This window comes from Nonomuraea sp. NPDC049646 (genome assembly GCF_044465525.1).
Lineage (GTDB): Bacteria > Actinomycetota > Actinomycetes > Streptosporangiales > Streptosporangiaceae > Nonomuraea.
Genome location: NZ_JBITLU010000004.1, coordinates 69,407 through 91,975, shown reverse-complemented (window position 1 = coordinate 91,975; position 22,569 = coordinate 69,407). Strand labels below are relative to the sequence as shown.

Sequence of the window (22,569 nt, the reverse complement as noted above, 5' to 3'; positions counted from 1 at the left end):
GTCACAGCGTACCGGTGAGCACCTCCGCCGCCGCCTGGCCGCAGACCCGCGCCGACCCGTACGTGGCGATGTGCACGGCGCCGAGGTCGGAGCGGGCGGGCAGGCCCATCTCGACGACGACGGCGTCCGGCCGGGCGCTGAGCAGGTGCCGCAGCGCCTCGCCCTGCCAGGCGTAGCGGTGGGCGTCGCGGACCACGATCACCAGCGGGCGCTGCGCCGCCTCGCCGATCAGCCGCTCCAGCCTGGCCCCGGTGGTGTCCGCGGCCGCCAGGCGGGTGACGGCGGTGCCGGGCAGCAGCCGTCCGAGCGGCTCGCCGACGCCCCACGGGGTGCCCTTGTCGATGGCCAGGTTCATCTCGGGCGTCAGCTCGACCACGTGCGCCGCCCCGGTGAGCGGCAGCACGGGGGCCGTGGACCTGCGGGTGACGCGGACGGCCCGGCGGGCGGCGGAGAGCCCGAGGTAGCCGTCCTCCGGTACGGGGCTGCCCGAGGAGGTGGTCCAGGCGGCCAGCTCGCGGACCCTGCGTGCGGCGTCGGCCAGTCGCTCCTCGGGCAGCAGTCCTTCGGTCACGGCGGCGGCGATGGCGTCGCGGACCTCGACGGCGGTGGCCTCGTCGGCCCGCTCGCCGCCCACGCAGATCGCGTCGGCCCCCGCGGCTATGGCGCGGGCGGAGGCGCCCCCGATCCCGTACGCCCCCGACACCGCGGCCATCTCTATGCCGTCCGTGATGATCATTCCCTGGAAGCCCAGCTCCTCGCGCAGCAGGCCGGTGAGGACCTTGGGGCTGAGCGTGGCGGGCAGTTCGGCGTCGTAGGAGGGCACCAGCAGGTGGCCGGTCATGATCGACCTGACCCCCTCCTTGATCGCCTCCCGGAAGGGGAAGAGCGCCTCCTCGATGCCGGCGTCGGCCACCACGGGCACGCCGTGGTGGGAGTCGACGGTGGTGTCCCCGTGGCCGGGGAAGTGCTTGGCGCAGGCGGCCACCCCGGCCGACTGCAGGCCGCGGACGAACGCCCTCGTGTGCCGGGCGACGAGCGCGGGGTCGGCGCCGAAGGCGCGCAGGCCGATGACCGGGTTGTCGGGGTTGGAGTTGACGTCGGCGGACGGGGCGAAGTCGATCGTGATGCCCGCGGCCGCCAGTTCGCCGCCCATGTCCCTGGCCAGGGCCTCGGTGAGGCCGACGTCGTCCACGACGCCGAGCGCGTACCCGCCGGGACGGCTGCTGCCGGTGCTCACCTCCAGCCGGGTGACCTCGCCGGACTCCTCGTCGGTGCCGACGAGCACCGCGGGGTTCTCCGCGCGCAGCGCGGCGGTGAGCCGGGCGACCTGCGCGGGGTCGGCGATGTTGCGGGAGAACAGCACCACGCCGGCCAGTCCCTCGCCGAGTCGGCGGCGGATCCAGTCCGGAGGCGTCCGTCCCGCGAAACCAGGGAGGAGAACGGCGTCGGCGAGGCGAAGAAGGTCACCGCTGAGGGGCATGACCCGAAATCTAATAGGAAAGTTTCCTATTTGCTAGAGGCATTTTCTGATGTCAGCCCGGTGCCTTCCGTGTCTTGTTCAACCATTGCCGCAAATGCTCACTTCAGTTGCGCGCGCGGCCTTTCAGCCGAGGCGTTCGATGACGGTGACGTTCGCCTGTCCCCCGCCTTCGCACATGGTCTGCAGGCCGTACCGGCCGCCGGTGCGTTCGAGTTCGTGCAGCAGTTTCACGGTCAGGACCGCGCCGGTCGCGCCGAGCGGGTGGCCGAGCGCGATGGCGCCGCCGTTGGGGTTCACCCGGGCGGGGTCCGCGCCGGTCTCCTTGAGCCAGGCCAGCACGACGGAGGCGAACGCCTCGTTGATCTCGATCGCGTCGAAGTCGTCGATGGCCAGGCCGGTCCGGCCCAGGGCGTGGGCCGTGGCGGGGATGGGCGCGGAGAGCATCATGATCGGGTCCGCGCCGCGCGCCGAGAGGTGGTGCACGCGGGCGCGCGGGGTCAGCCCGTGGTCGCGTACGGCCCGGGGCGAGGCGACCAGCAGCGCCGCCGCGCCGTCGGAGATCTGGGACGCCAGCGCCGCCGTGAGCCGCCCCCCTTCGGCCAGCGGCCGGAGCGCGGCCATCTTCTCCGGCGTGGTGTCCCTGCGGGGCGCCTCGTCGTCGGCGACGGCCTCGTAAGGGACGATCTCGCGCCGGAAACGCCCCTCGTCCACGGCCCGCAGCGCGCGGCGGTGGGACTCATGGGCGAAGCGCTCCATGTCCTCGCGCGACAGGTCCCAGTCCACCGCCATCTGCTCGGCGCCGGCGAACTGGGAGACCTCCGCCGCGCCGTAGCGGGCGGCCCAGCCTTTCGACCCGGCGAACGGCGTCTCGTGCCCGAGCGGCCGGCCCGCCAGCATGGCCGAGGAGATCGGGATCATGCTCATGTTCTGCACGCCGCCCGCCACCACCAGGTCGCTGGTGCCCGACAGCACGGCCTGGGCGGCGAAGTGCAGGGCCTGCTGGGAGGAGCCGCACTGGCGGTCGACGGTGACGCCCGGCACGTGCTCGGGCAGCCCGGCGGCCAGCCAGCAGGTACGGGCGACGTCCCCGGCCTGCGGCCCGATCGTGTCCACGCAGCCGAAGATCACGTCCTCGACGGCGGCGGGATCGGCGTCCGCGCGGTCCATCAGCTCGCGCAGGACGTGCGCGCCGAGGTCGGCCGGGTGGGCCGCGGCCAGCCCGCCGTTCCTGCGCCCGACGGGGGTACGGACGGCGGCGACGATGTAAGCCTCATTCATCCCCTCATCCTAACAAGCGCTTGGTAAGTGCGATAATGCCCTACGAGCTGGGCCTGGCGTGTGAACAAGCGATTGTCTGAGGGCTCATAATGGGAAACGTGACCACGCGAAAGAACTCCGGCACCACCACGTCACCGGCGAAGCGCCAGCGCGCCTCCTCCACTGGGGCGGCCTCAGAGCGGCGCGACCACCTCGTCAAACTCGCCGCGGAGCTCTTCGCGCGCAAGGGCTTCCAGGCCACGACCGTACGCGAGATCGCCGACGAGGCGGGCATCCTGTCGGGCAGCCTCTACCACCACTTCGACTCCAAGGAGACGATCGTCGACGAGGTGCTGTCCACCTTCCTCGACGACCTCATCGCCCGCTACCGCGCCGCCGTCGACAGCAACGCCGACGCCCGCACGGTCCTGTCGGAGATGGTCCGCATCGGCTTCGGCACCCTGGAGCCCCACCGCGCCGCGATCACCGTCATGCAGAACGACTGGAACTACCTGCGCCAGTTCGAGCGCTTCAACTACCTGGTCAAGGCCGAGGACGAGGTCGAGCAGATCTGGGTGGCCCAGATCAAGGCCGGTCAGGCGGCCGGGCTGTTCAGGGCCGACGTCGACCCCAAGCTGACCTACCGGATGATCCGCGACACCATCTGGGTGGCCGTGCGGTGGTTCCGTCCCGGCGGCAGGCTCAACACCACCGCGCTGGCCGAGCACTACATCACGGTGCTGTTCGACGGGCTCGCCACCGGCGAGCGCACGACCCAGCGTCAGGGATGAGCCTCGGCAAGGCGGTGCGGCTGGCCCTTGAGGAGATCGCCGAGCCGGACAAGGCCGAGCCGATGCGCGCGTACATGAAGTCGGAGATGCCCTTCCTCGGCGTGCAGGCCACGCCGAGGCGGGCGGCGCTGCGGCGGGTGTTCGCCCGCCACCGCATCGACTCCGCGCCCGAGTGGCGGCGCGCGGTGCTCTCGCTGTGGCGGGAGGCCGAGTACCGCGAGGAGCGTTACGCCGCCGTCGAGCTGACCGGCCACCACTACTACCGCGACTTCCAGACCCTCTACACCGTGCCGATGTACGAGGAGATGATCGTCACCGGCGCCTGGTGGGACCTGGTCGACGAGCTGGCCACCCACCGCGTCGGCGACCTGCTGGCGGCCTTCCCCGACACCATGCGCCCGCTCATGCTGGAGTGGGCGGCCGACGCCGACCTGTGGAAGCGCCGCACGGCGATCCTGTGCCAGAACCGCTTCAAGTCCCGCACCGACACGGCCCTGTTATACGCCTGCATCGAGCCCAGCCTGTCCGACACCGACTTCTTCGCCCGCAAGGCCATCGGCTGGTCCTTACGCGAGTACGCCAAGACCAACCCCGACGAAGTCATCCGATACGTCCGCGCCAAGGGCATCTCCGGCCTGAGCCGCCGCGAGGCCCTGAAGAACCTGCCTTTGAGTTGACCGCCTCACCTGGTCCAGAGCGCGTCCTGCACCGCCTGCACCAGCGCCATCAGCTCCGGCGTCACCCGCTCCCGCGCCCAGGCCAGCGCGTAGGTGATGCGCAGCTCCCCCGCCTCCAGCGGCACGAACCGCACGTCGTCCCGCCGCACGGACCTGACCAGGAGCTGCGGGATCGGCAGCAGCCCCGCCCCGGCGGCCACCAGGTCGAGCGCGGCGGCGAAGTCGTCGTCGGCCACCATCCGCGCACGCCCCGGCAGCCCCGCCCACGGCCGGCTCCCCGGCGTCAGCAGCACCTGCCCGCCCAGGTCGTCGGGCGTGACCCTGCCGTACCCGGCCAGCCGGTGCCCGAGCGGGACGGCCAGATGGTCCACGGTCACGTGGAATCGGGCCGCCGTGACGAACTGCGCGGGGGCCGGTGTGGACAGGATCGCGGCCGAGACCTCCCCGCTGCCCAGCGCCTGGGCCGCGGCGCCCCGTCCGGCCACGACGAGTTCCACGCCGATCGCCGGGGCGCGGCCGGCCAGCCGTCTGGCGATGCGCGCGGCGAGCGTGCCCACCAGCGGTGGATAAGCCAGGTGAATCGTCGGCCGGGCCAGTCTGGCGGCTTCCGCGGTGAACGCCTGGGCCGATTCGAGCACCTGCCGGGCGTACGGCAGCAGGCCCTTGCCCTCGGCCGTCAGCCGCACCTCGCGGGCGTTGCGCTCGAAGAGCCTCACCCCGGCGGCGCGTTCGAGCCGGGTGATGGCCTGGCTCACGGCGGGCTGCGACATGCCCAGGTCGGCGGCGGCGGCCGAGAAGCCGAGCCGCTCGGCGACCAGGAGGAAGCAGTGGATCTCCTTGAGCATAAGCAGCACTTATCGATGATGCACCACCTCGGTCCCGCCGGACACGATTCCGGCATCTGACCGACGTGATCGAGGAGCTGAGATGTCGCCATTCCCCACGTCCACGGTGCTCGGGTACCCGAGGATCGGGCCGCGACGGGAGCTGAAGCGGGCCCTGGAGTCGTACTGGGACGGGCGGTCCGGCCGCGCGGAGCTGGAGCGGACGGGCGCGCAGATCCGGGAGCGGACCTGGCGGCGGCTGGCCGAGCTGGGCCTGGAAGGGCTGCCGTCCAACACCTTCTCCCTGTACGACCACGTGCTGGACACGGCGGTGCTGCTGGGCGCGGTGCCCGAGCGCTACCGCGCGGCCGAGGACCCCTACTTCGCGATGGCCAGGGGCACCGAGGGGCTGGCGCCGCTGCGGATGACGAAGTGGTTCGACACCAACTACCACTACATCGTGCCGGAGATCGGCCCGGAGACCGTCTTCAAGCTGGACGCCGCCAAGCCGCTGGCCGAGGTGCGCGAGGCCCGCGCGCTCGGCCACGAGACGCGGCCCGTCGTGGTCGGGCCGGTGACGTTCCTGCTGCTGGCCGGGGCGCCCGAGCGGCTGGAGGACGTGCTCGGCTGCTACGAGGAGCTGCTCGCGGCGCTGGCCGCCGAGGGCGTCGAGTGGGTGCAGCTCGACGAGCCGGCGCTGACCGGCGACCGCACGCCCGAGGAGCTGGCGGCCGTGCGGCTCGCCTACGACCGGCTGGGGTCGGCGGCCGTCCGCCCGGGGCTGTTCGTGGCCTCCTACTTCGGCGACCTCGGGCCCGCGCTGCCGGTGCTGGCCGGCACGCCCGTCGAGGCGATCGGCGTGGACCTGGTGCGCGGCGGCGCCGTGCCCGACCTGCCGGGCAAGACCGTGGTCGCGGGCGTGGTCTCGGGCCGCGACGTGTGGCGCACCTCGCCGGAACGCGCCCTGGCCGCACTCGGCGGCGTGCGCGCGGACCGGGTGACGGTGAGCACGTCCTGCTCGCTGCTGCACGTGCCCTACGACGTGGACGCCGAGCCCGACCTCGATCCGGCGCTGCGGGAACGGCTGGCGTTCGCCGAGCAGAAGGTGGCCGAGGTGGTGGCGCTGGCCCTCGCCGTCGCCGGGGGGCCGGACTTCGGGGGGCCGGTCCCGGCCGGGCCCTCGGCGCCGCTGACCGCGCCGGCCGCGCCGGAGGAGCGGGCGCCGTACGCGGTCCGGGCCGCCGCCCAGGCCGCCCACCTGGGCCTGCCCGTGCTGCCGATCACCACCATCGGCTCGTTCCCCCAGACCGGCGAGCTGCGCGCGGCGCGGGCGGCCGTGGTGGCCGGCACGCTGCCGGAGGAGGACTACGAGCGGCGGGTCGAGGCCGAGATCGAGCGCGTCGTCAGGGTGCAGGAACGCCTCGGCCTGGACGTGCTCGTGCACGGCGAGCCCGAGCGCAACGACATGGTGCAGTACTTCGCCGAGCACCTGGACGGGTTCGCGGTCACCAGGAACGGCTGGGTCCAGTCGTACGGGTCGCGCTGCACCCGGCCGCCGATCCTGCACGGCGACGTCGGCCGTCCCGGGCCCATCACCGTGCGCTGGGCCTCCTACGCGCAGTCGCTCACCGCCAAGCCGGTCAAGGGCATGCTCACCGGGCCGGTGACGATCGTGGCCTGGTCGTTCGTCCGCGACGACCTGCCGCTGCGGGACGTGGTGTTCCAGGTGGCCGACGCGGTGCGCGAGGAGGTGCGCGACCTGGAGGCGGCCGGGGTGTCGATCATCCAGGTGGACGAGCCCGCCCTGCGCGAGCTGCTGCCGCTGCGGCGGGCCGCGCAGGCCGACTACCTGGAGTGGGCGGTGGCGGCGTACCGGCGGGCCACCTCGGGCGCGGCCGACCGCACCCAGATCCACACCCACCTGTGCTATTCGGACGCCGACCAGATCCTGGCCGCCATCGACGGCCTGGACGCCGACGTCACCACGATCGAGTCGGCCCGCTCGGGGGCGCGCATCCTGGGCGCGGTGCGCGCGTTCGGCCGCGGCCTCGGCCCCGGCGTGTACGACATCCACTCCCCGCGCGTGCCCGGCGCGGACGAGGTCGAGGGCCTGCTGCGCAGGACGCTGGCGGCGCTGCCGGCCGAGCGGGTCTGGGTCAACCCCGACTGCGGGCTGAAGACGCGGACGTACGAGCAGGTGGAGGCCTCGCTGGCGCACGTCGTCGAGGCCACCCGGCGGCTGCGGGCCGAGCTTGCGCCGTAGAGCCCGGCGAGCCCCTCGACCGGCCGAGCGTCAGCCGTGGAGCTCGGCGAACTCCTCGACCGTCATCCCGAACAGGATCCCGTCGTCGTAGCGTCCGGCGGCGAAGCGGCTCCTGCGCCGGCGGCCCTCCTCGACGAAGCCGAGCCGCCGGTGCAGGGCCAGCGACGGGTCGTTGGAGCTGTAGACCCACGCCTCGGCCTTCTGGAAGCGGCGCTCGGCGAACATGTAGCGCAGCAGCAGCACGATCGCCTCGCCGGCGTAGCCCTTGCGGTGGTGGGGCGTGCCGATGGAGATGCCGTAGCAGAACGTGCCGTGCACCCGCTCGACCTCGTGCGTGTTGATCATGCCGACCGGCCGGTTGTCGCCGGCGTCGGCGATCACCAGGCGCAGCTCGTCCATGTCGGACTCCTGCTCGGCCAGTTCCTTGGCCCACTTCTGCGCCTCGGCGGCCGAGCGGGGCGGATGAACCCGCCAGCCGTTCCTGGCCGCGTCGGTGTCCTCCTCGAAGGCGAGGAACGCCGCCCAGTCCTCCGGTTCGATGGCCCTCAGGCGCACGCGCTCGCCGACCCACGCAGACGTCATGAAGGGGAGCAAACCAGAGCACGCCCCCCGCGCGCGAACCCTTTTCCGGCCCTCACCCGCGCCCGTACCTGTCCTCGGCCCGCCAGAAATACCAGAGCCCGAGGGTCAGCCCGGCGACCGCCCAGAACAAGCAGCTCAGCCAGACGAGCGGGCGAGGGCCGGCCGCGTGGATCAGGATGTCGCGCATGAACTCGATGGTGGAGGCGGCGGGGTTGAGATACATGACGTCGGCCACCCACTGCGGCAGCCCGACGCCGCCGACCGGCTTGCCGGTGACCGGGTCCGGATATCCCACGATCTTGTACTGGATGGAGAAGAAGACCCCGGAGGCGTACAGCCAGGTCCGCAGGACGAACGGCAGGAGCTGGTTCACGTCGCGCAGCGAGGCCCCCAACCGCGCCAGGACCAGGCTCAGCCCGATGTTGAACATCGTCTGCAGGAGCAGGGCGACCGGGACCAGCAGCCAGAACCAGGTGGGGAACTCCCCCATGACCACCACGAGGACGAGCAGCACGCCCATGGAGACGGCCGCCTGCCGCAGTTCCTGAAGGGTGTAGGCCAGGGGCAGCGCGGCGCGCGGGAAGTGCAGGGCGCGGATGAGCGAGAGGTTCCCCGAGACGGACTTCGCCCCCGCCGAGGCCGACCGCTGGCTGTAGGTGAAGACGAACATCCCCGTGACGAGGAACGCCGCATAGTTGTCGATGTGGTCGTGTCCGCCCAGGACGAGGCCGAACATGACCCAGTAGATGCCGGCGTTCAGCAGCGGCGTCAGCACCTGCCACAGTTGCCCGAGCGCGGAGGCGGAGTATTTCGAGGCGGTGCGCGAGGTCGCGTACACCAGGACGAAGTGCCGGCGTTCCCATAATCGGCGCAGGTAGACGTGCATGTCCGGGCGGGCCATGGATCGCCGCAGCCCGTGACGGGTGGCGAGGGCGGCGAGTGATTCCTGTTCGGGCGCGGATGGCATGGGAGTCTCCTCACGGCCTGCTGCGTCGCGGAATGCCCAGGAGTCTAGGTTCCGGAACGGCGAGATGGGCGTGCCCGCGCGCCTCCGGAAGGGCGCGGCTCAGCCGGTCAGGTGGCTCGTCCGTCGAGGAAGCCGGCGACGCGGGCGTTGAGGTCGGCGGGCTCGTGCCACGGCATCGCGTGATGGGACAGGCGCGGCAGCACCGCGGTCCGCGCGCCCGGCAGCAGGCGGGCGGCGGCCGACGCGACGCGGTGCGGCGAGTGCGCCTTGCCGCACCCGGCGACGAGCACGAGGGCCGGCGTGGTGAGCGCCCGCAGCGAGCCTGGGCCCACGCACCTCGGCCTGAACTCCGCGGGCACCACGGCGGTGGTGGATCGTCTGGAAAGGCTCGGCCACGTCCGCCGGGAACGCGACACCCGGGACCGGCGCCGTGTGCTGCTGAAGGTCGACGAGAGCGCCGGCACGCTCGGCTGGAGCTTCTTCGGCCCGCTCATCCAGGAGATCGTCCAGCTCATGGAGGGGTACGACACCACGGAACAGGCCACGATCGAACGCTTCCTCAACGACGTCCACCAGGCCGTCACCCAGAGCTCGGCGGGACGGCCTTCCCCTGCCAGGACAGTGGTGTCCCAGGCTCAGGGCGCTCACGTCTCGTAGCCTGGATGGCATGAGCGCGATGCGCGACGAACTTCATCACCTGGTGGACCGGCTGCCCGAGGATGAGGTCGCGCCTCTGCTCCGTCTGGTCCGGGATCAGCTCGACGAGCAGCAGGCGGTGCGGGACTTGCCGTTCATCGGAATGCTCGAGGCGGAGCCGGATTTCGCGGAACGCGCCGAGGAGATCCTGCGGGCGGAGGACAATCCTCCCTTGTGATCGTCCTTGACACAGGCCCGTTGGTCGCCGCTGGTCGAACCTGCCTCTGGGCGCGGTCGACGCCTCCGTCATAGCGATCGCCGAACGGCTCAACACTCCAGAGGTGGCCACGCTCGATCGCCGACACTTCACGGTGGTGCGCCCGCACCACACCCATTCGCTGCTCCTCCTGCCGGAAAGACTCTGAGAACCGCCGCCAGCAGCACCGTTACCGCTGAAGAACGACTGCTTCGGGGCGGCGGGACAGGGACGGCGTGCCCGGTCACCCTCCGTCCGATCAGTTGCTCGTCGTAGGTGAGCGCGACTTGTGCAGCCTGCTCTCGGCCTGGAGGTTCTCGGCCAGTTCCGCCAGGGTCGCCCCGCAGCGGACGTTGGAGAGCCCGCTGTCAGCGGACACGAGGGGGACGCGGAACGCGACCCAGCCGCCCGTCACGTCCATGATCCGCCACCCGGGAAACCTGCCAAGAACCTGCTGCACGGTCAGGCTCATGGCCGCGCCGCCCTTCCCGGGGCCGGAAGTGGGTGCCAGGCGTGGAGGGCACGCTTGCGGTCCGGCCCCCAGCCCGTACGCCACCAGAACCCCTCGTGGCGACACCAGACGACGAGACCGCCCGGAACGGAGACGAGCGCCATCCCGTAGCCGTCATGTACGTCACCGGGCACGTGCAGATGCCTCGACTTCCGCTGCAGCTGCTCCGCCGCGTCCAGCGACAGCATGACCCGCGGGCGCGATCGTGCGGGTTGTGGGTTCATCCACCTGCCTCCAGTGACTTCGGTCCCGGTACGCCAAGTGAAGCCAGGAGCACGGGACCTTCCAACCTCGCCGCAGCCCATCGCCAGGACGTGTCGAGGCACCGGGAAACGTCCCTGGACGGCCTTGAAACGTCCCCGGCCGGTCGCGTCCACTGGATTCGTGAACGAGCGCCTACGCACAGCGATGCTCCGTCATGGTGTGGCCCTGGAGGACCTGGCCGAGACCTGCGGCGTCGAACCCAAGACAGTCGAACGCTGGATCAACACCGGCCGTGTTCCGCATCGTCGGCACAGGTGGGCGGCGGCGAAACTGCTGACCGCCGACGAGACGTATCTGTGGCCCGATGTGCTGGAAGGCAGCGGGGCTCGCCGGGGCAGGGCGAACCGGTCAGAGCTCGTGGAGGTCTTTCCCGACCGTGCCAGCGTGCCTCGTGAGCTCTGGCTACGGCTTCTCACCGATGCTCAGCAGCAGGTGGACGTTCTCGTCTTCTCAGGAACCTTCTACGCCCAGACGCAACCCAAGATCGCCCGATTGCTCACCGAGCTCGCACAGCGCGGTGTCGCGATCAGATTGTGCTTCGGCGATCCCGACGCGCAGTCGGTGGAGACGCGAGATCGCGAGGAAGGGCTGAGCGGCACGCTAGCGGCCAAGATCCGCTCATCCTTGACCTACTACCGGACGCTGCCGGACCTGGATGGCTGTGAGATCCGGCTGCACGCGACCACTCTGTACGCCTCGCTGTTCCGCTACGACGACGACATCCTGGTCAACCCGCACGCGTACGGCGAACCAGCCTCCGCCAACCCGACCTTCCACTTCCATCGTCTCGACGGGGGGACGATGGCCGAGCACTACATGTCATCGTTCGAGCGAGTCTGGGCCGGAGCCGTTCCGTGGTCCGGCGCGGAAGTCTGAGGAGGCGTGCCCCATGGGACGAATCGAGTACTGGAACGACCCTGACGCCCCGAAGGCGAACAGCCTGGTGCCGGCCTGCGGAACGGTGACCGTGGACGACGCCGGACGCATCCTCATGCAGCGCCGGCGCGACACTGGCCAGTGGGCGCTGCCGATGGGCAAGATGGAGATCGGCGAGACGCCTTCGCAGTGCGCGGTACGGGAGACGGAAGAGGAGACGGGCGTCCGCGTCGAGCCCACCGGCCTCCTCGGCGTCTACTCCGACCCGGCCCACATCGTGGCCTACACCGACGGCGAGGTCCGCCAGGAGTACGAGGTGATGCTGATCGCCCGCCCGGTCGGCGGCCGTCCGGAGGCCAACGACGAGGCGAGCGACGTGCGCTGGGTCGAGCCGGGCGAGCTGCACACGCTCGACATCCATCCGACCCAGTGGCGACAGCTCAACGACTACCTGGGGCAGAGGCATCCGCACGTCGATTGATCAGGATCCCGCTGTCACCGGGCTCTCGTGGGAGCGGAACGAAGTCCGCGCCGCCCAAGGCCGCGCCATGGCGGTTGCGCTGGGCCTCCGGTAGGGCCCAGCCGGGCGACCCGGCAGCCGGTCGCGGCCTGGCCGCACCATAGCGCCGCCAGGCGCGGGGGTTGCGCCGCCAGGCGCGGGGGTTGCGCCGCCAGGCGCGGGGGTTGCGCCGCCAGGCGCGGGGGTTGCGCCGCCAGGCGCCCCAGGAAAAACCGCCTGAGTCTCCGAGCGCGAAGCGCCCCCGACGAAGACCTCTGAGCCCAGAGGCGAAGCCCCCTACTTGAGGGCTCCCGACGTCAGGCCGGACTGGATCTGGCGCTGGAACACCGTGTAGACGACCAGCATCGGCAGGATCGCCAGCGTCAGGGCGGCGAACAGCGCCGACCAGTCCTGGTCGTACCCGGCGGACGTCGAGATGTCGGCGATCCCCTGCGTGAGCACCCATTTGTCCCGGTCCTGGAGCAACACCAGCGGAAGCTGGTACTGGTTCCACTGCCCCAGCACGTTGAAGATCGTGATGCTGATGATGCCCGGCCGCGCCATCGGCAACATGATCTGGAAGAACACCCGGGTGTGCGAGGCGCCGTCCACCATGGCCGCCTCCCCCACCGCCGTGGGCAGCGTACGGAAGAACGCGGTCAGGAAGAACACCGTGAACGGCATCGAGTACGCGATGTAGACCAGCACCAGCCCCGCATGCGTGTTCAACCCGATGTACGGCCCCACCAGCGGCACCGCCCCCATGTTCTGCACGACGAAGAACAGCGGCGTCAGCTTCAGGTACACCGGGAAGGCCAGCCCGGACACGAACAGGAAGTAGATCGGCCGGTTGGCGCGGAAGGGGTAGCGAGCCAGCACGTACGCGGCCATCGAGCCGAGCAGCATCGTCCCGGCGACGCTGAAGGTGACGACGATGACGCTGTTGAGCATGTACTGCCCGATGTGCGCCTGTTCCCAGGCGCGGGCGAAGTTGTCCCAGTTGAGCTTGGCCGGCAGCCCCCACGCCTCGCCGAAGATCTCGTCCTCGCTCTTCACCGAGGCCAGGAAGGTCCACAGGATCGGCACCACGACGAGCACCGTCCACACCAGGAGCGCGACGTGGGAGAGCACGGCCATCGGCCCGAGCCGCCGCCGGCGCTCCTGCCGGGCCAGTTTGCGGGAGTTCGCCACCGTCCACGTGGTCGTCGTTGTCATCTAGTACTCGATTCGTTCGCGGCGTGACAGGCGCAGCGAGAGGATGGCGAAGCCGACGGTGAAGAAGAACATCATGACGCCGAGGGCCGAGGCGTAGCCGAAGCGGAAGTACTGGAAGGCGTTGCGGTAGATCTCGGCGGCCATGACGGTGGTCGACCAGTCGGGGCCGCCGTGCTGGTCGGTCATCACCCACACGATCGCGAACGCGTCGAGCGCCAGGATGCCGAGGTAGACCCAGGCCACCTGGATCGTGTCCCACAGCAGCGGCAGCGTGATGCGGAAGAACAGGCTGAACCGGCCCGCGCCGTCGATCTGCGCCGCCTCGAACATGTCGCGCGGGATGGAGGCCAGCCCGGCCGAGAACAGCACGACGTAGAAGCCGACCGCCTGCCAGACCAGCACGCCGAGCACCGACCAGAAGGCCAGGCCGGGGTCGGACAGGAAGCCGACCGGCTTGGCGCCGAGCGCGATCAGCGGCCCGTTCAGCATGCCGCTGCCGTCGGGCCGGAACACCTGCTGGAACAGCACGCCCACCACGGCCACGGCCAGGACCTGCGGGAAGAAGAACACCACCCGGTAGAACTTCGAGCCCGCGATGCCCGAGGAGCCCTTGCGCCCGCCCACGTTGAGCAGGAAGGCGAAGAACAGCGCGATGACGATCGTGAGCAGCGGCAGCAGCACGAGCAGCATGGCGTTGTGGGTGACGGCCTTCCAGAAGACGCCGTCCTTGAACAGGCGGACGAAGTTGTCCAGCCCGATGAAGTTCGGGGTGGCCGTCACGCCGCGCCAGTCGGTCATCGCGATGCGAAACGCCTGGAGCAGCGGCGAGATGACGTAGACGAGATAGAGGATCACCGGGGCTGCCAGGAACGCGGTGATGAACAGCCCGCGGCGATACCTGTTGAACAACATCAGCGCTGGTACTTCTTGATCGAGGAGTCGTTCTTGATCTCGTCGGCCTTCTTCTGCATGCGCTCCAGGTACTTCTCCGGCGTCAGGCCGCCGGACATCAGCTCGCCGGTGGCGGCGATGCCCTCGTCCTTGAGCTGGCCGTACCAGGTGTTCCAGCGGTAGTAGAGGGTGTTGGCGCCGGCGTCGGCGACAGCCTTGGAGGCGCTGGTGACGCCGGGTGAGATCGTCCGGCCCTCGGTCGCGCCCTTGACGGCGGTCACCGTCTTGACCATCTCGCTGAAGTCGCCGGCCGCCTTCTTCGACAACATGCCGCGCAGGTACTCGATGCCCGCCTGCGGGTTGGCGCTCCTGGCCGAGACCATGAAGTTCTCGCCGGGCTGGGTGTGCAGGGTGCCGTACGGCATCTTGTCGGAGCCGGTGACGTCGGGGATCGGGAACATGCCGTACTCGAAGTCGGGCGGGGTGGTGCTCTTCTGCTCGTTCTCCAGCCACGACCCGGACGGCAGCATGGCCACCTTGTACTTGTTCTGGGCCGTCTGGGTCTGCACGTGGTCGAGGCCGGTCGTGCCCTCCATGAGGTACTTGGCGCCCACCTCGGCCCAGGCCGTGGCGGCGGTCTTCATGGCCTCGGTCGTCCAGGCGCCGTCCTCCAGGTTGTCGATGTTGACCAGCACCTCGTTGCCGCCGATCTTGGCGGCCATGGTCAGCAGCGGCTCGTACAGGTACTGGGGGAACTTGCCCGCGTACGTGAAGGGCGCCATCTTGCCGGACTTCTTGATCGTCTCGCAGAGCTTGGTGAACTCGTCCCAGGTCTTGGGGATCTCCCAGCCGTTGTCCCTGAACACCTTCTGTGAGTACCAGATGCCGTGGATGTAGTTCACGTAACCCAGCACGCTGAACTTGCCGTCGTAGGTGCCGATGTCGATGACGGACTGGTCGATGGTGTCCCTGACCTTGACGGCGGGGTCGTCCCAGCTCGGCGCGTCGAGCAGGGACGTGAGGTCCTGGAGCTGGCCGTCCTGGGACAGGGCGCCGAAGTCCATGAAGTTGGCGCCGGAGTTGTCGATCACCTCCGGCGGGTTGCCGCCGGCGAACCGCGGCTGGAGGACCTTGGTGATCTCCTTGGTGGCGTTGTGCTTGATCTCGCTCTTCGGATATTTCGCCTTGAACAGCGGCTCGTGGATGGTCTTGGCATAGTCCTGGCCGAAGCCGCCGTCGAAGATCCACACCTCCAGCGGCTTGCCGTCCGCGACGCCGAACGGGTTGGCCGCGCTGGTCGCCACCGGCGCGGACGAGGCGGTGGCCGTGGGCTTGGCGGCCGGGGTGGCGCAGGCGGCCAGCGCCCCCGCGACGGGGACGAGGGCCGCGCCACGCAGGAGTTGACGACGGCTGATATGGGGGGTGTCAGGCATTGATGGCTCCTAGCTGTTCATGATCCTCGTCGTATCCGCCCTGCGTACCGGCTCTCCAGGGCCTTGTTGTGCTCGTCGCCGCCGGTCACGTTGACCGACAGGTAGACGGGGGGCCGCTCGCCCAGGGCGACGAGCTCCTCCACCGCCTCGGTGACCACCATCTGCGCGAGCAGCGCCGAGGTGATCGTGGAGACCGCGCCGTACGTGCCGCCGTCCGGCAGGTCGAGGACGGCGTCCCCGTACGGGGAGCCGTTGTCGAGCACGACGTCGGCCAGGTCCATGAGCTTGCCGCCCGAGGGATGGCGCGAGGTCATGCGCGTGCTGTGCGCGACCGAGGTGATCGCGACGAGCGGGTGGCCGCGCTCCTTGACCAGCGTGGCCAGCTCCACGACCGTGCCGTTCACGCCGGAGCTGGAGACCAGGACGAACGCGTCCTGCGGCTCGACGGGGGCCAGGTCGTAGATCTCGTGGGCGACGGCCGGGTCGCGTTCCAGCTCCGGGGTGAGCACGCTCGGCGGCCGGCCGCCGTACAGGACGAGGTCGCGCGGGGAGAGGCGGTTGCTGGGCACCAGGCCGCCGGCCCGTCCGGCGATCTCCATGGCGATGGCCTCGGAGTGCCCCGACCCGAACGCGTTGACCACCCCGCCGGCGCGCAGCGCGGCGACGATGAGGGCGGCGGCCCGGCGCACCGGCTCCGCCTGGCTCTCGGCGACCTGCCCGGCGAGGGCGAGGGCCGTGGACGCGTACCGCATGTCAGCCTCTCTCCACGCGGTGGCTCTCCACCGCGCTGATCGTCAGCTCGAACGCCTCGTTGGTGCGCTCGTACGTGCGCTGCGCGACCGCCACGTAGACGGCGTCGAGCACGAAGATCTGCGAGTGCACGGCCGCCAGCCCGCCCAGCCGGAACGTGGTCTCCCTGCTGGCCGTCGTCAGCACCAGGCCGGCCAGCTCGGCCAGCGGCGAGCGGGCGAAGGAGGTGACGGCGACCGTGGTCGCGCCGTGGCTGCCCGCCTCGGCCAGCGCCTCCATGACCTCGCGGGTGCGGCCACGGTGGCTGATGCCGATGGCGACGTCGTCCGCGCCGAGCAGCGCCGCCTCCGACAGCGCCACGTGCGCGTCGCCGGCGCTCCAGCACGGGATGCCGATGCGGCGCAGCCTGCCTTCGAGCATGGTGGCGACGTTCCCGCTGGTGGAGACGCCGATCAGCAGCACCCGGCGGGCCCTGACGACGGCGTCGGCGACCTGGGCGACCATCGCGAGGTCGAGTTGGGCGGCGGTGTCCTGGATGAGCCTGGCGTCGGCGGCGGCCATCACCTCGATGGCCGAGTCGAGCGGGTCGTCGGGGCCGATCTCGTGCCCGACGCCCGCGCCCCAGCCGGCCTGCGCGGCCCTGCCGGTCTCGGTGGCGAGGGCGACCCGCAGCTCGGCGTAGCCGGAGAAGCCGAACGCCCGGCAGAACCTGGTCACGGTGGCGGGCGAGCTGCCCGCCCGCTCGGCCAGCGCGATGATGGTCGACCGCGCGGCCTCGGCGGGGTCGCCGAGGATCACCTCGCCGACCCGGCGCAACGCCTCCGGCAGACCGGGCAGTTCCGTTTCGACGCGCCCGAGGGCTCCTGAAGTCACGAATATTCCTTCCGAATACTCGGTCTTCTGGCGAAAATTATTCTTGCTTCCCGGTCACGTCAACCCCCAGAATTCGACCGTGACCAAATCGCTGGTGGTCGGTGTCGACGCGGGAGCCACCTCGACGCGCGTCTCCGTCCACACCCTCGACGGCACCCGCGTCGGCTACGCGCGGGCGGGCGCCGGCAACCCCTCGGCACACGGTCTGGACAAGGCGGTGGCGGCGATCGGCACGGCGCTCGGTCAGGCGCTGGGGTCGCACGACGGCGGCCTGGTCGTGGCCTCGCTGGCCGGGGTCGCGGGCCAGGTCGACACGCTGGTCCCCGAGCTGGCCCGGGTGTGGGCCGGCCACGGCATCGAGGCGGGCCCCCTGATCGAGGGGGACGTCGCGGTGGCCTACGCCGCCGGCACCGCCGAGCCCGACGGCTCGCTGCTGCTGTCGGGCACGGGCGCGGTCGCGGCCAGGGTCGCCGGCCACCGCATCGACACGATCGCCGACGGGCTCGGCTGGCTGCTGGGCGACGAGGGCTCGGGCTTCTGGATCGGCCGCGCCGCCGCCAAGGCCGTGGTCTCCGCCCTCGACCGGGGCGCGGCGGGCGAGCCGGGCAGCCTGGTCGCGCTCGTCGTCGGGCATTTCCTGGGCGAGGAGCGTCCGGGGTCGCCGCGGGCGGTCGCCGACCGGCTCGTCCGGCTCGCGCAGGCCGACCACATGCGGCTGGCCGCGCTGTCCGCGCTGGTCAGCCGGGCGGCCGAGGCCGGTGACCCGATGGCGCTCAAGGTCGCCGAGGAGGCCGCCGACCGGCTGGTGGCCACCTTGCGCAGGGTGCACGTCTCGGGCGACGTCGTGCTCGCGGGCAGCGTGCTGACCAGCGAGGGGCCGGTGCGCCGGGCCGTGCTGGCGCGGCTGTCCGGCGAGCGGGTGGCGACGGCGCGCGACGCGGCGGGCGCGGCGGCCTGGCTGGCGGCCCGCGGCGTGCTGCCCGGCGACGACGGCCGCGGCTCGCACGCGGCGTTCACGCTCGCTCCCTGACGTTCACCGGGTGAGCAGGGCGGCGCTGCCGTAGCTGCCGCCGAACCCGGTCACCAGGGCGGTCTCGCGCCCGGCGCGCAGTTCCCGCACCGCCTGGGCCACGTTGTTGAGCCCGTGCACGTACCCTTCCGACAGCAGGCCGCCGTGCGGGTTCACCCACGCGTGCCGCCGCTCCAGCAGGTACGCCCCCAGGTCCGCCCGCGCCACCAGCCCGAAGTCCTCCAGTTGCCGGGGCACCAGCCAGGAGTAGGCGTCGTAGAGCAGCGCCGCCCGGACGTCCGAGGGCCGCATGCCGGACGCCGCCCACAACAGGGGCGCGACGTGAGAGGAGAAGACGGCCGTCACGTCCGGCGAGCGGTCCATGGAGGAGCAGCCGGGGCCGCCCCCGCGGACGACCGCCCGGATGCGCGGCCCGTCCAGGACGCCGCTCACCAGCAGCGCGCACGCGCCGTCGGTCTCCAGGCAGCAGTCGACGGTGCGCAGCGGCGTGCAGACGTACGGTCTGGCCAGGTAGGCGGCCAGGTCCAGGGGGTCGCGGCGCAGGGCGCGCGGGTTGGCGGCGGCGTTGCTCCTGGACTGGGCGACCACGGCGTGCAGGTGCTCGGCGGTGAGCCCGGTGTCGTGCAGGTAGCGGGTCGCGGCCATGGCGAACAGCGGGATCGGCCCCGCCAGGCCGTAGGTGTGGCGTTCCAGGGGGCCGGTGGAGGCGGTGTTCATCCGCGTGCCGGACCGCCCGTTGAGCGCCCGGAAGACCAGGACGTTCCTGGCCACGCCGGCGTGGATCAGCATGGCCGCGTCCCCCAGCACGGACGCGGCCTGCGTCCCGCCGCCGGAGATGTCGTTGTGCCAGCGCAGCCGCTCGATCCCCAGCGCGCGGGCGACCTGGACGACCGGCGCGGAGTCGTTCATGTGGTAGCTGAGCAGCCCGTCGACCTCGCCGGGCGCGATCCCGGCGTCCGCGCAGGCGGCCCGGCACGCCTCGGCGGCCAGCTCCAGCTCGGTGCGCCCGGACTGCCTGGTCAGCGCGGTCATCCCGATCCCGGCCACGGCCGCGCACCCGGCGAAGGACTGCATCCCGCCCCCTCCAGCTCGGCGATCACGATAACACGCTGAGACAAGCGCTTGCTCGGTACGGCAGGCCGGGCGAGGGCCCGGGGGGCGTACGCGGCGTTTCCGGGCGGCCGCAACGGCGGCGACTTCCGCCCGAAGGGCCGCGCCGCCAGGTTGGGCGAGGCCCTGAACAGCGGGAAGGCACAAGCCGTGACTGGACGTCTTCACGCGGGCTGCACCGTCTTGTAATACGGAGATGTGATCAGCCGATAGCCCATCATCATCACCCCGAGGTGAGAGATGGATCTGCGCTACGTCAGATACGCGATGGCGATCGCGCGCGCCGGCAGCCTCCGCCGCGCCGCGACCGCGCTGCACATCGCGCAGCCCACGCTGTCGGAGCAGCTCAGGGCGCTGGAGAAGGAGATAGGCGTCGAGCTGTTCAGCCGATCGTCCAGCGGCGTGCGGCTCACCGAGGCGGGCGAGGCGTTCCTGGCCCAGGCCACGGTCGCGCTCGACGCCTACGAACGAGCCGTGGCCGCCGCGCGGAGCACGGGCCGCACCGCCCGCCTGGGCGTGGCCGACGGGCTGGCCGACGTCGCCGCCCGGCTGCTCGCGCAGCTCCAGAACGTGCCGGTGCGGATCGCGCCGATGAGCACCGCCGAGCAGTTGATCTCCATCGCCGACGGCACGTTGCAGGCCGGCCTCGGTTACGCCCCCGGCTCGCTGCCGAGGGGCGTGGCCCGCATGCTCGTCCACCGCTTCCCGGTCCGCGCGCTGCTCCCCCGCGACCACCCGCTGGCCGGACGGGAGGCGCTGTCGCTGGCGGACCTGGCCGGCGAGCCGCTGATCATGCCCGAGTCGGACGCGGTCGCCGGGGCCCGGCGATTCCTGGAGGGGTTCGTCCGGCATCGGCTGCATCCCCGGCTGGGCCCGGCCGCCGCCACCCACGACCTGGTGATCGACATGGTGGGCGCGGGGGCCGGCTACAGCCTGTGCGTCCACGAGGGCAGCGCGGTGCCCGAGGCGCTCACCTTCGTCCCCATCAAGGAGGACGTGCCGCCGCTGGAGGCGGTCTTCCTGTGGAACCGGCAGGCCGACGTGCACGAGGTGGTGAGCGCGGCCCGCCACGTCGCCCGATCTGGATAGCGCTATTATCTATCGATGCGCATCTCAGAACTGAGCGCCCGATCCGGTGTCGCCATCCCCACGATCAAGTACTACCTGCGTGAGGGCATGCTGCACCAGGGCGAGCAGACCGCCGCGACCCGCGCCGAGTACGACGAGTCCCACCTGCGCAGGCTGCGCCTGATCCGCGCCCTGCTGGAGGTGGGCCGGCTCCCCGTGGCCGCCATCAAGCAGGTCATCGCCGCCGTCGACGACGAGACGCTGCCCATCCACCACATGCTGGGGATCGCGCACTACGCGCTCGGCCCGGTCGTCGAGCCCGAGCAGGACGAGGAGTGGCGGACCGCCAGGGCCGAGGTCGACCGGCTGCTCGGCGAGCTCGGCTGGACCGTCGCCGAGGACGCCCCCACCCGCGACGAGCTGGCGCAGACGATGGTCCGCATGCGCCAGCTCGGCCTGCGCGTCGACCTCGCGCCGTACGTCGAGGCCGCCAGGAAGCTGGTGACCGAGGTCGAGATGGACACCATCCCCTTCGACGGGCCGCGCGACGCCGCCGTGGAGGCCCTGGTGCTGGGCACCGTCCTGTACGGCAAGGCGCTCGACACGCTGCGTCGCATGGCCCAGGAGTCGGAGTCGGCCCGCCGGGTCGGGCAGCGCCGGCAGTGACGATCGGGGCCGGTCAGAGCACGCCGTTGCGCCGCAGGATCTCGACGGCCCGCACGGTGGCCGCGCCCCGCCATTCGAGCGCGCCCGCGGGCGAGATCCGCGCGTAGTCCACGACCCAGCCGCCGTCCTCCTGCTGCGTCCCGGCCAGCCGGTCGAGGTCGGAGGCGATCACCTCGGGCGCGAACAGCTCGCGCGCCGGCCGCCCCGGGTAGGGGGCGAAGTCGAGGGGGTTCAGCCGCTCGTCGGCGGTGCCGCCCTCCACGGGCACCCGCCCGTCCTCGGGGATGTGGGCGGCCAGCCGCTTGAGCAGCCCGGCCGCCTCGGGCCGCGTCCCGTGGACGGCGTCCAGGAAGCGCACGGCGAAGGAGAGCACGTACGCGTGCGGCCGTTCGTCCAGCGCCTGGATCGCGTCGAGGCAGTAGCGGGTGGCCCGCTCCAGCCACGGATGCGCGGCCACGGCCGGGTCGTGGGCGGCCACGGCGTGGGCCGCCGCCGCGGAGACGGCCGTGATCTGCAACGACGACGTGCTCGTGTCCGCGCCCGCCCACCAGGGCGCGGTGCCGTCGGTCAGGGTGAGCGGCAGCGCGAACGGCAGCCCGCCGTCGGGCATCGTCACCGACTCCAGCCAGTCGCACAGCGCGACGGCCTGCGGCGCGGTGTCGGGGCCGATCTCCTCGAACACCTCGAAGGCGTGCAGCGCCGCGCCCGGCTGGCTCTCCGGCGAGCGCAGGTCGGGCTCCAGGCCCCAGCCGTAGCCGCCGTCGGGGTTGCGGTAGGCGTCGAGGGCGCCGAGCACGGAGGCCGGGCCGGTCTCCTCCATGAGCAAGTGGAAGCGGCGCCGGTCCAGGACCCGCGCGTGCGTGGCCAGGAAGCCGGCGACCGCCGAGAGATTGACGTTCATGGAGCCATCGTGCCCGCCGCGCGAGCTCGGGTCTTGTCCGAACCGGACGTGTCACCCGGTGTCGTCCACCGGCCGTTTCAGCAGCCACGACGCGGCCCGCTGGAGCAGGGTCCGGTGGATCTCGTTGTCGTAGGACCTGGTGTCGTGCCCCAGCGCGTCGTAGACCACCCGGCCGCGGCGCACCGGACGCGCCCACACCAGCGGCTGGCCGTGCGCGGAGGCCAGGGGCCGCACGTCCGGCAGCACGTCGAGGTCGCTGTAGACCTCGTCGACCAGGTCGAAGTCGCGCAGGCCCGCCACGATGGGGTGGGCGGCGCCGTGCACCCGCACGCCGGTCCAGCCCAGCGGCGGGTGGTGGGACTTGGGCCAGTTCCAGCAGCCGCCGAGCACCCGCGGCCAGCCCTGCCAGTCGTCGAAGCAGACCGCGGCCGTGTGCATGCACAGCAGGCCGCCGCCCCGGTCGAGGTGGTCGAGGAGCGTGGTGCGGGCCTGGGCGGGCAGCGCGAAGCGCCATTCGCCGCGCAGGTCGGCGAAGCGGTCCTGGCCCATCTGCCAGCGCAGCGCGTTGACCGTGATGAGCTGCACCTCCGGCGGCTCGCTCAGCGCGCCCGCGATGTCCTCGGTGATCTCGGACTCGACGCCCACCTCGCCCAGCACGTCGGCGAGCGCGGCCGACGTGGCGGCGAAGTCGTGGAAGAGCCCTCCTGACAGGATCAGATTTCTCGCCACGCCCCCAGCCCATCACGCCC

General features: G+C 71.7%; 25 protein-coding genes. 10 read left to right on the top strand and 15 right to left on the bottom strand.

Annotation, left to right across the window (positions count from 1 at the left end; genetic code table 11):
• Position 1: 1 nt before the first annotated feature.
• Both ACIBQ8_RS12910 and ACIBQ8_RS12905 read right to left on the bottom strand, forming a co-directional pair.
• Positions 2 to 1,480, bottom strand: coding sequence for a glycoside hydrolase family 3 protein (locus ACIBQ8_RS12910; RefSeq protein WP_397179637.1), 1,479 nt, complete (start codon positions 1,478 to 1,480; stop codon positions 2 to 4).
• Between the two features lie 123 nt (positions 1,481 to 1,603).
• Positions 1,604 to 2,758 (bottom strand): acetyl-CoA C-acetyltransferase, encoded by a 1,155-nt coding sequence (locus ACIBQ8_RS12905; RefSeq protein ID WP_397179636.1) that lies wholly within the window; start codon positions 2,756 to 2,758, stop codon positions 1,604 to 1,606.
• Positions 2,759 to 2,856: 98 nt separating this feature from the next.
• Between ACIBQ8_RS12905 and ACIBQ8_RS12900 the strand changes: the two genes are divergently transcribed.
• Positions 2,857 to 3,528, top strand: a complete 672-nt coding sequence (locus ACIBQ8_RS12900) for a TetR/AcrR family transcriptional regulator (RefSeq protein ID WP_397179635.1) — start codon at positions 2,857 to 2,859, stop codon at positions 3,526 to 3,528.
• Positions 3,525 to 4,205, top strand: coding sequence for a DNA alkylation repair protein (locus tag ACIBQ8_RS12895; RefSeq protein WP_397179634.1), 681 nt, complete (start codon positions 3,525 to 3,527; stop codon positions 4,203 to 4,205). The genes ACIBQ8_RS12900 and ACIBQ8_RS12895 overlap by 4 nt, the downstream gene beginning before the upstream one ends.
• A 5-nt stretch (positions 4,206 to 4,210) precedes the next feature.
• Here ACIBQ8_RS12895 and ACIBQ8_RS12890 read toward each other — a convergent pair whose 3' ends face one another.
• Positions 4,211 to 5,050 (bottom strand): LysR family transcriptional regulator, encoded by an 840-nt coding sequence (locus ACIBQ8_RS12890; protein WP_397192238.1) that lies wholly within the window; start codon positions 5,048 to 5,050, stop codon positions 4,211 to 4,213.
• Between the two features lie 82 nt (positions 5,051 to 5,132).
• On the opposite strand from ACIBQ8_RS12890, the gene metE reads away from it, so the two are divergent.
• A complete protein-coding gene (metE, locus tag ACIBQ8_RS12885) occupies positions 5,133 to 7,292 on the top strand; it encodes a 5-methyltetrahydropteroyltriglutamate--homocysteine S-methyltransferase (protein ID WP_397191995.1) in 2,160 nt (719 codons plus the stop codon).
• Between the two features lie 30 nt (positions 7,293 to 7,322).
• On the opposite strand, the gene ACIBQ8_RS12880 is transcribed toward metE, so the two are convergent.
• From ACIBQ8_RS12880 to ACIBQ8_RS12870, 3 genes are all read right to left on the bottom strand, one after another.
• Positions 7,323 to 7,874 (bottom strand): GNAT family N-acetyltransferase, encoded by a 552-nt coding sequence (locus tag ACIBQ8_RS12880; RefSeq protein ID WP_397179632.1) that lies wholly within the window; start codon positions 7,872 to 7,874, stop codon positions 7,323 to 7,325.
• A 52-nt stretch (positions 7,875 to 7,926) separates the two neighbouring features.
• Positions 7,927 to 8,841 (bottom strand): ABC transporter permease, encoded by a 915-nt coding sequence (locus ACIBQ8_RS12875; protein WP_397179631.1) that lies wholly within the window; start codon positions 8,839 to 8,841, stop codon positions 7,927 to 7,929.
• Between the two features lie 107 nt (positions 8,842 to 8,948).
• The gene (locus ACIBQ8_RS12870; RefSeq protein WP_397192251.1) at positions 8,949 to 9,173 is read right to left on the bottom strand and encodes an alpha/beta fold hydrolase; all 225 of its coding nucleotides are present in this window, start codon (positions 9,171 to 9,173) and stop codon (positions 8,949 to 8,951) included.
• On the opposite strand from ACIBQ8_RS12870, the gene ACIBQ8_RS12865 reads away from it, so the two are divergent.
• A complete protein-coding gene (locus tag ACIBQ8_RS12865) occupies positions 9,142 to 9,498 on the top strand; it encodes a MarR family transcriptional regulator (RefSeq protein ID WP_397191994.1) in 357 nt (118 codons plus the stop codon). The two genes, ACIBQ8_RS12870 and ACIBQ8_RS12865, sit on opposite strands and share 32 nt — an antisense overlap.
• Positions 9,499 to 9,508: 10 nt before the next feature.
• On the top strand, positions 9,509 to 9,715 hold the full coding sequence (locus tag ACIBQ8_RS12860; RefSeq protein ID WP_397179628.1) for a hypothetical protein: 207 nt from the start codon (positions 9,509 to 9,511) through the stop codon (positions 9,713 to 9,715).
• Positions 9,716 to 9,992: 277 nt separating this feature from the next.
• Here ACIBQ8_RS12860 and ACIBQ8_RS12855 read toward each other — a convergent pair whose 3' ends face one another.
• Positions 9,993 to 10,205, bottom strand: coding sequence for a hypothetical protein (locus tag ACIBQ8_RS12855; RefSeq protein WP_397179627.1), 213 nt, complete (start codon positions 10,203 to 10,205; stop codon positions 9,993 to 9,995).
• 423 nt (positions 10,206 to 10,628) lie between these two features.
• Between ACIBQ8_RS12855 and ACIBQ8_RS12850 the strand changes: the two genes are divergently transcribed.
• Positions 10,629 to 11,384 carry an XRE family transcriptional regulator gene (locus ACIBQ8_RS12850; protein WP_397179626.1) on the top strand — a complete coding sequence of 252 codons (756 nt, stop codon included), beginning with the start codon at positions 10,629 to 10,631 and terminating at the stop codon, positions 11,382 to 11,384.
• 13 nt (positions 11,385 to 11,397) lie between these two features.
• Positions 11,398 to 11,865 carry an NUDIX domain-containing protein gene (locus tag ACIBQ8_RS12845; RefSeq protein WP_397179625.1) on the top strand — a complete coding sequence of 156 codons (468 nt, stop codon included), beginning with the start codon at positions 11,398 to 11,400 and terminating at the stop codon, positions 11,863 to 11,865.
• 315 nt (positions 11,866 to 12,180) lie between these two features.
• Here ACIBQ8_RS12845 and ACIBQ8_RS12840 read toward each other — a convergent pair whose 3' ends face one another.
• Genes ACIBQ8_RS12840 through ACIBQ8_RS12820 form a run of 5 tightly spaced genes read right to left on the bottom strand, consistent with a single transcriptional unit; the run spans position 12,181 to position 17,045 of the window.
• Positions 12,181 to 13,098 (bottom strand): carbohydrate ABC transporter permease, encoded by a 918-nt coding sequence (locus tag ACIBQ8_RS12840; RefSeq protein WP_352363084.1) that lies wholly within the window; start codon positions 13,096 to 13,098, stop codon positions 12,181 to 12,183.
• Positions 13,099 to 14,010 (bottom strand): carbohydrate ABC transporter permease, encoded by a 912-nt coding sequence (locus tag ACIBQ8_RS12835; RefSeq protein WP_397179624.1) that lies wholly within the window; start codon positions 14,008 to 14,010, stop codon positions 13,099 to 13,101.
• Positions 14,010 to 15,422 carry an N-acetylglucosamine/diacetylchitobiose ABC transporter substrate-binding protein gene (gene ngcE, locus ACIBQ8_RS12830; RefSeq protein ID WP_397191993.1) on the bottom strand — a complete coding sequence of 471 codons (1,413 nt, stop codon included), beginning with the start codon at positions 15,420 to 15,422 and terminating at the stop codon, positions 14,010 to 14,012. The genes ACIBQ8_RS12835 and ngcE overlap by 1 nt, the downstream gene beginning before the upstream one ends.
• Positions 15,423 to 15,439: 17 nt before the next feature.
• Positions 15,440 to 16,174, bottom strand: a complete 735-nt coding sequence (locus ACIBQ8_RS12825) for a sugar isomerase domain-containing protein (protein ID WP_397179622.1) — start codon at positions 16,172 to 16,174, stop codon at positions 15,440 to 15,442.
• Position 16,175: 1 nt separating this feature from the next.
• Positions 16,176 to 17,045, bottom strand: a complete 870-nt coding sequence (locus ACIBQ8_RS12820; RefSeq protein ID WP_358298526.1) for a MurR/RpiR family transcriptional regulator — start codon at positions 17,043 to 17,045, stop codon at positions 16,176 to 16,178.
• Positions 17,046 to 17,124: 79 nt separating this feature from the next.
• Between ACIBQ8_RS12820 and ACIBQ8_RS12815 the strand changes: the two genes are divergently transcribed.
• Positions 17,125 to 18,075 carry an N-acetylglucosamine kinase gene (locus ACIBQ8_RS12815; protein ID WP_397179621.1) on the top strand — a complete coding sequence of 317 codons (951 nt, stop codon included), beginning with the start codon at positions 17,125 to 17,127 and terminating at the stop codon, positions 18,073 to 18,075.
• Between the two features lie 3 nt (positions 18,076 to 18,078).
• Here the strand turns inward: ACIBQ8_RS12815 and ACIBQ8_RS12810 are convergent, their stop codons facing one another.
• Positions 18,079 to 19,149, bottom strand: a complete 1,071-nt coding sequence (locus ACIBQ8_RS12810; RefSeq protein ID WP_397179620.1) for a thiolase C-terminal domain-containing protein — start codon at positions 19,147 to 19,149, stop codon at positions 18,079 to 18,081.
• Between the two features lie 276 nt (positions 19,150 to 19,425).
• On the opposite strand from ACIBQ8_RS12810, the gene ACIBQ8_RS12805 reads away from it, so the two are divergent.
• Positions 19,426 to 20,274, top strand: a complete 849-nt coding sequence (locus ACIBQ8_RS12805) for a LysR family transcriptional regulator (RefSeq protein WP_397179619.1) — start codon at positions 19,426 to 19,428, stop codon at positions 20,272 to 20,274.
• Between the two features lie 15 nt (positions 20,275 to 20,289).
• Positions 20,290 to 20,919 (top strand): MerR family transcriptional regulator, encoded by a 630-nt coding sequence (locus ACIBQ8_RS12800; RefSeq protein ID WP_397191992.1) that lies wholly within the window; start codon positions 20,290 to 20,292, stop codon positions 20,917 to 20,919.
• 13 nt (positions 20,920 to 20,932) lie between these two features.
• Here ACIBQ8_RS12800 and ACIBQ8_RS12795 read toward each other — a convergent pair whose 3' ends face one another.
• Entirely contained in the window at positions 20,933 to 21,820 is an 888-nt protein-coding gene (locus ACIBQ8_RS12795; RefSeq protein ID WP_397191991.1) for a hypothetical protein, read from the bottom strand.
• Between the two features lie 51 nt (positions 21,821 to 21,871).
• Complete coding sequence (locus ACIBQ8_RS12790) at positions 21,872 to 22,549, bottom strand: ThuA domain-containing protein (RefSeq protein ID WP_397179616.1); 678 nt, start codon at positions 22,547 to 22,549, stop codon at positions 21,872 to 21,874.
• Positions 22,550 to 22,569: the final 20 nt, after the last annotated feature.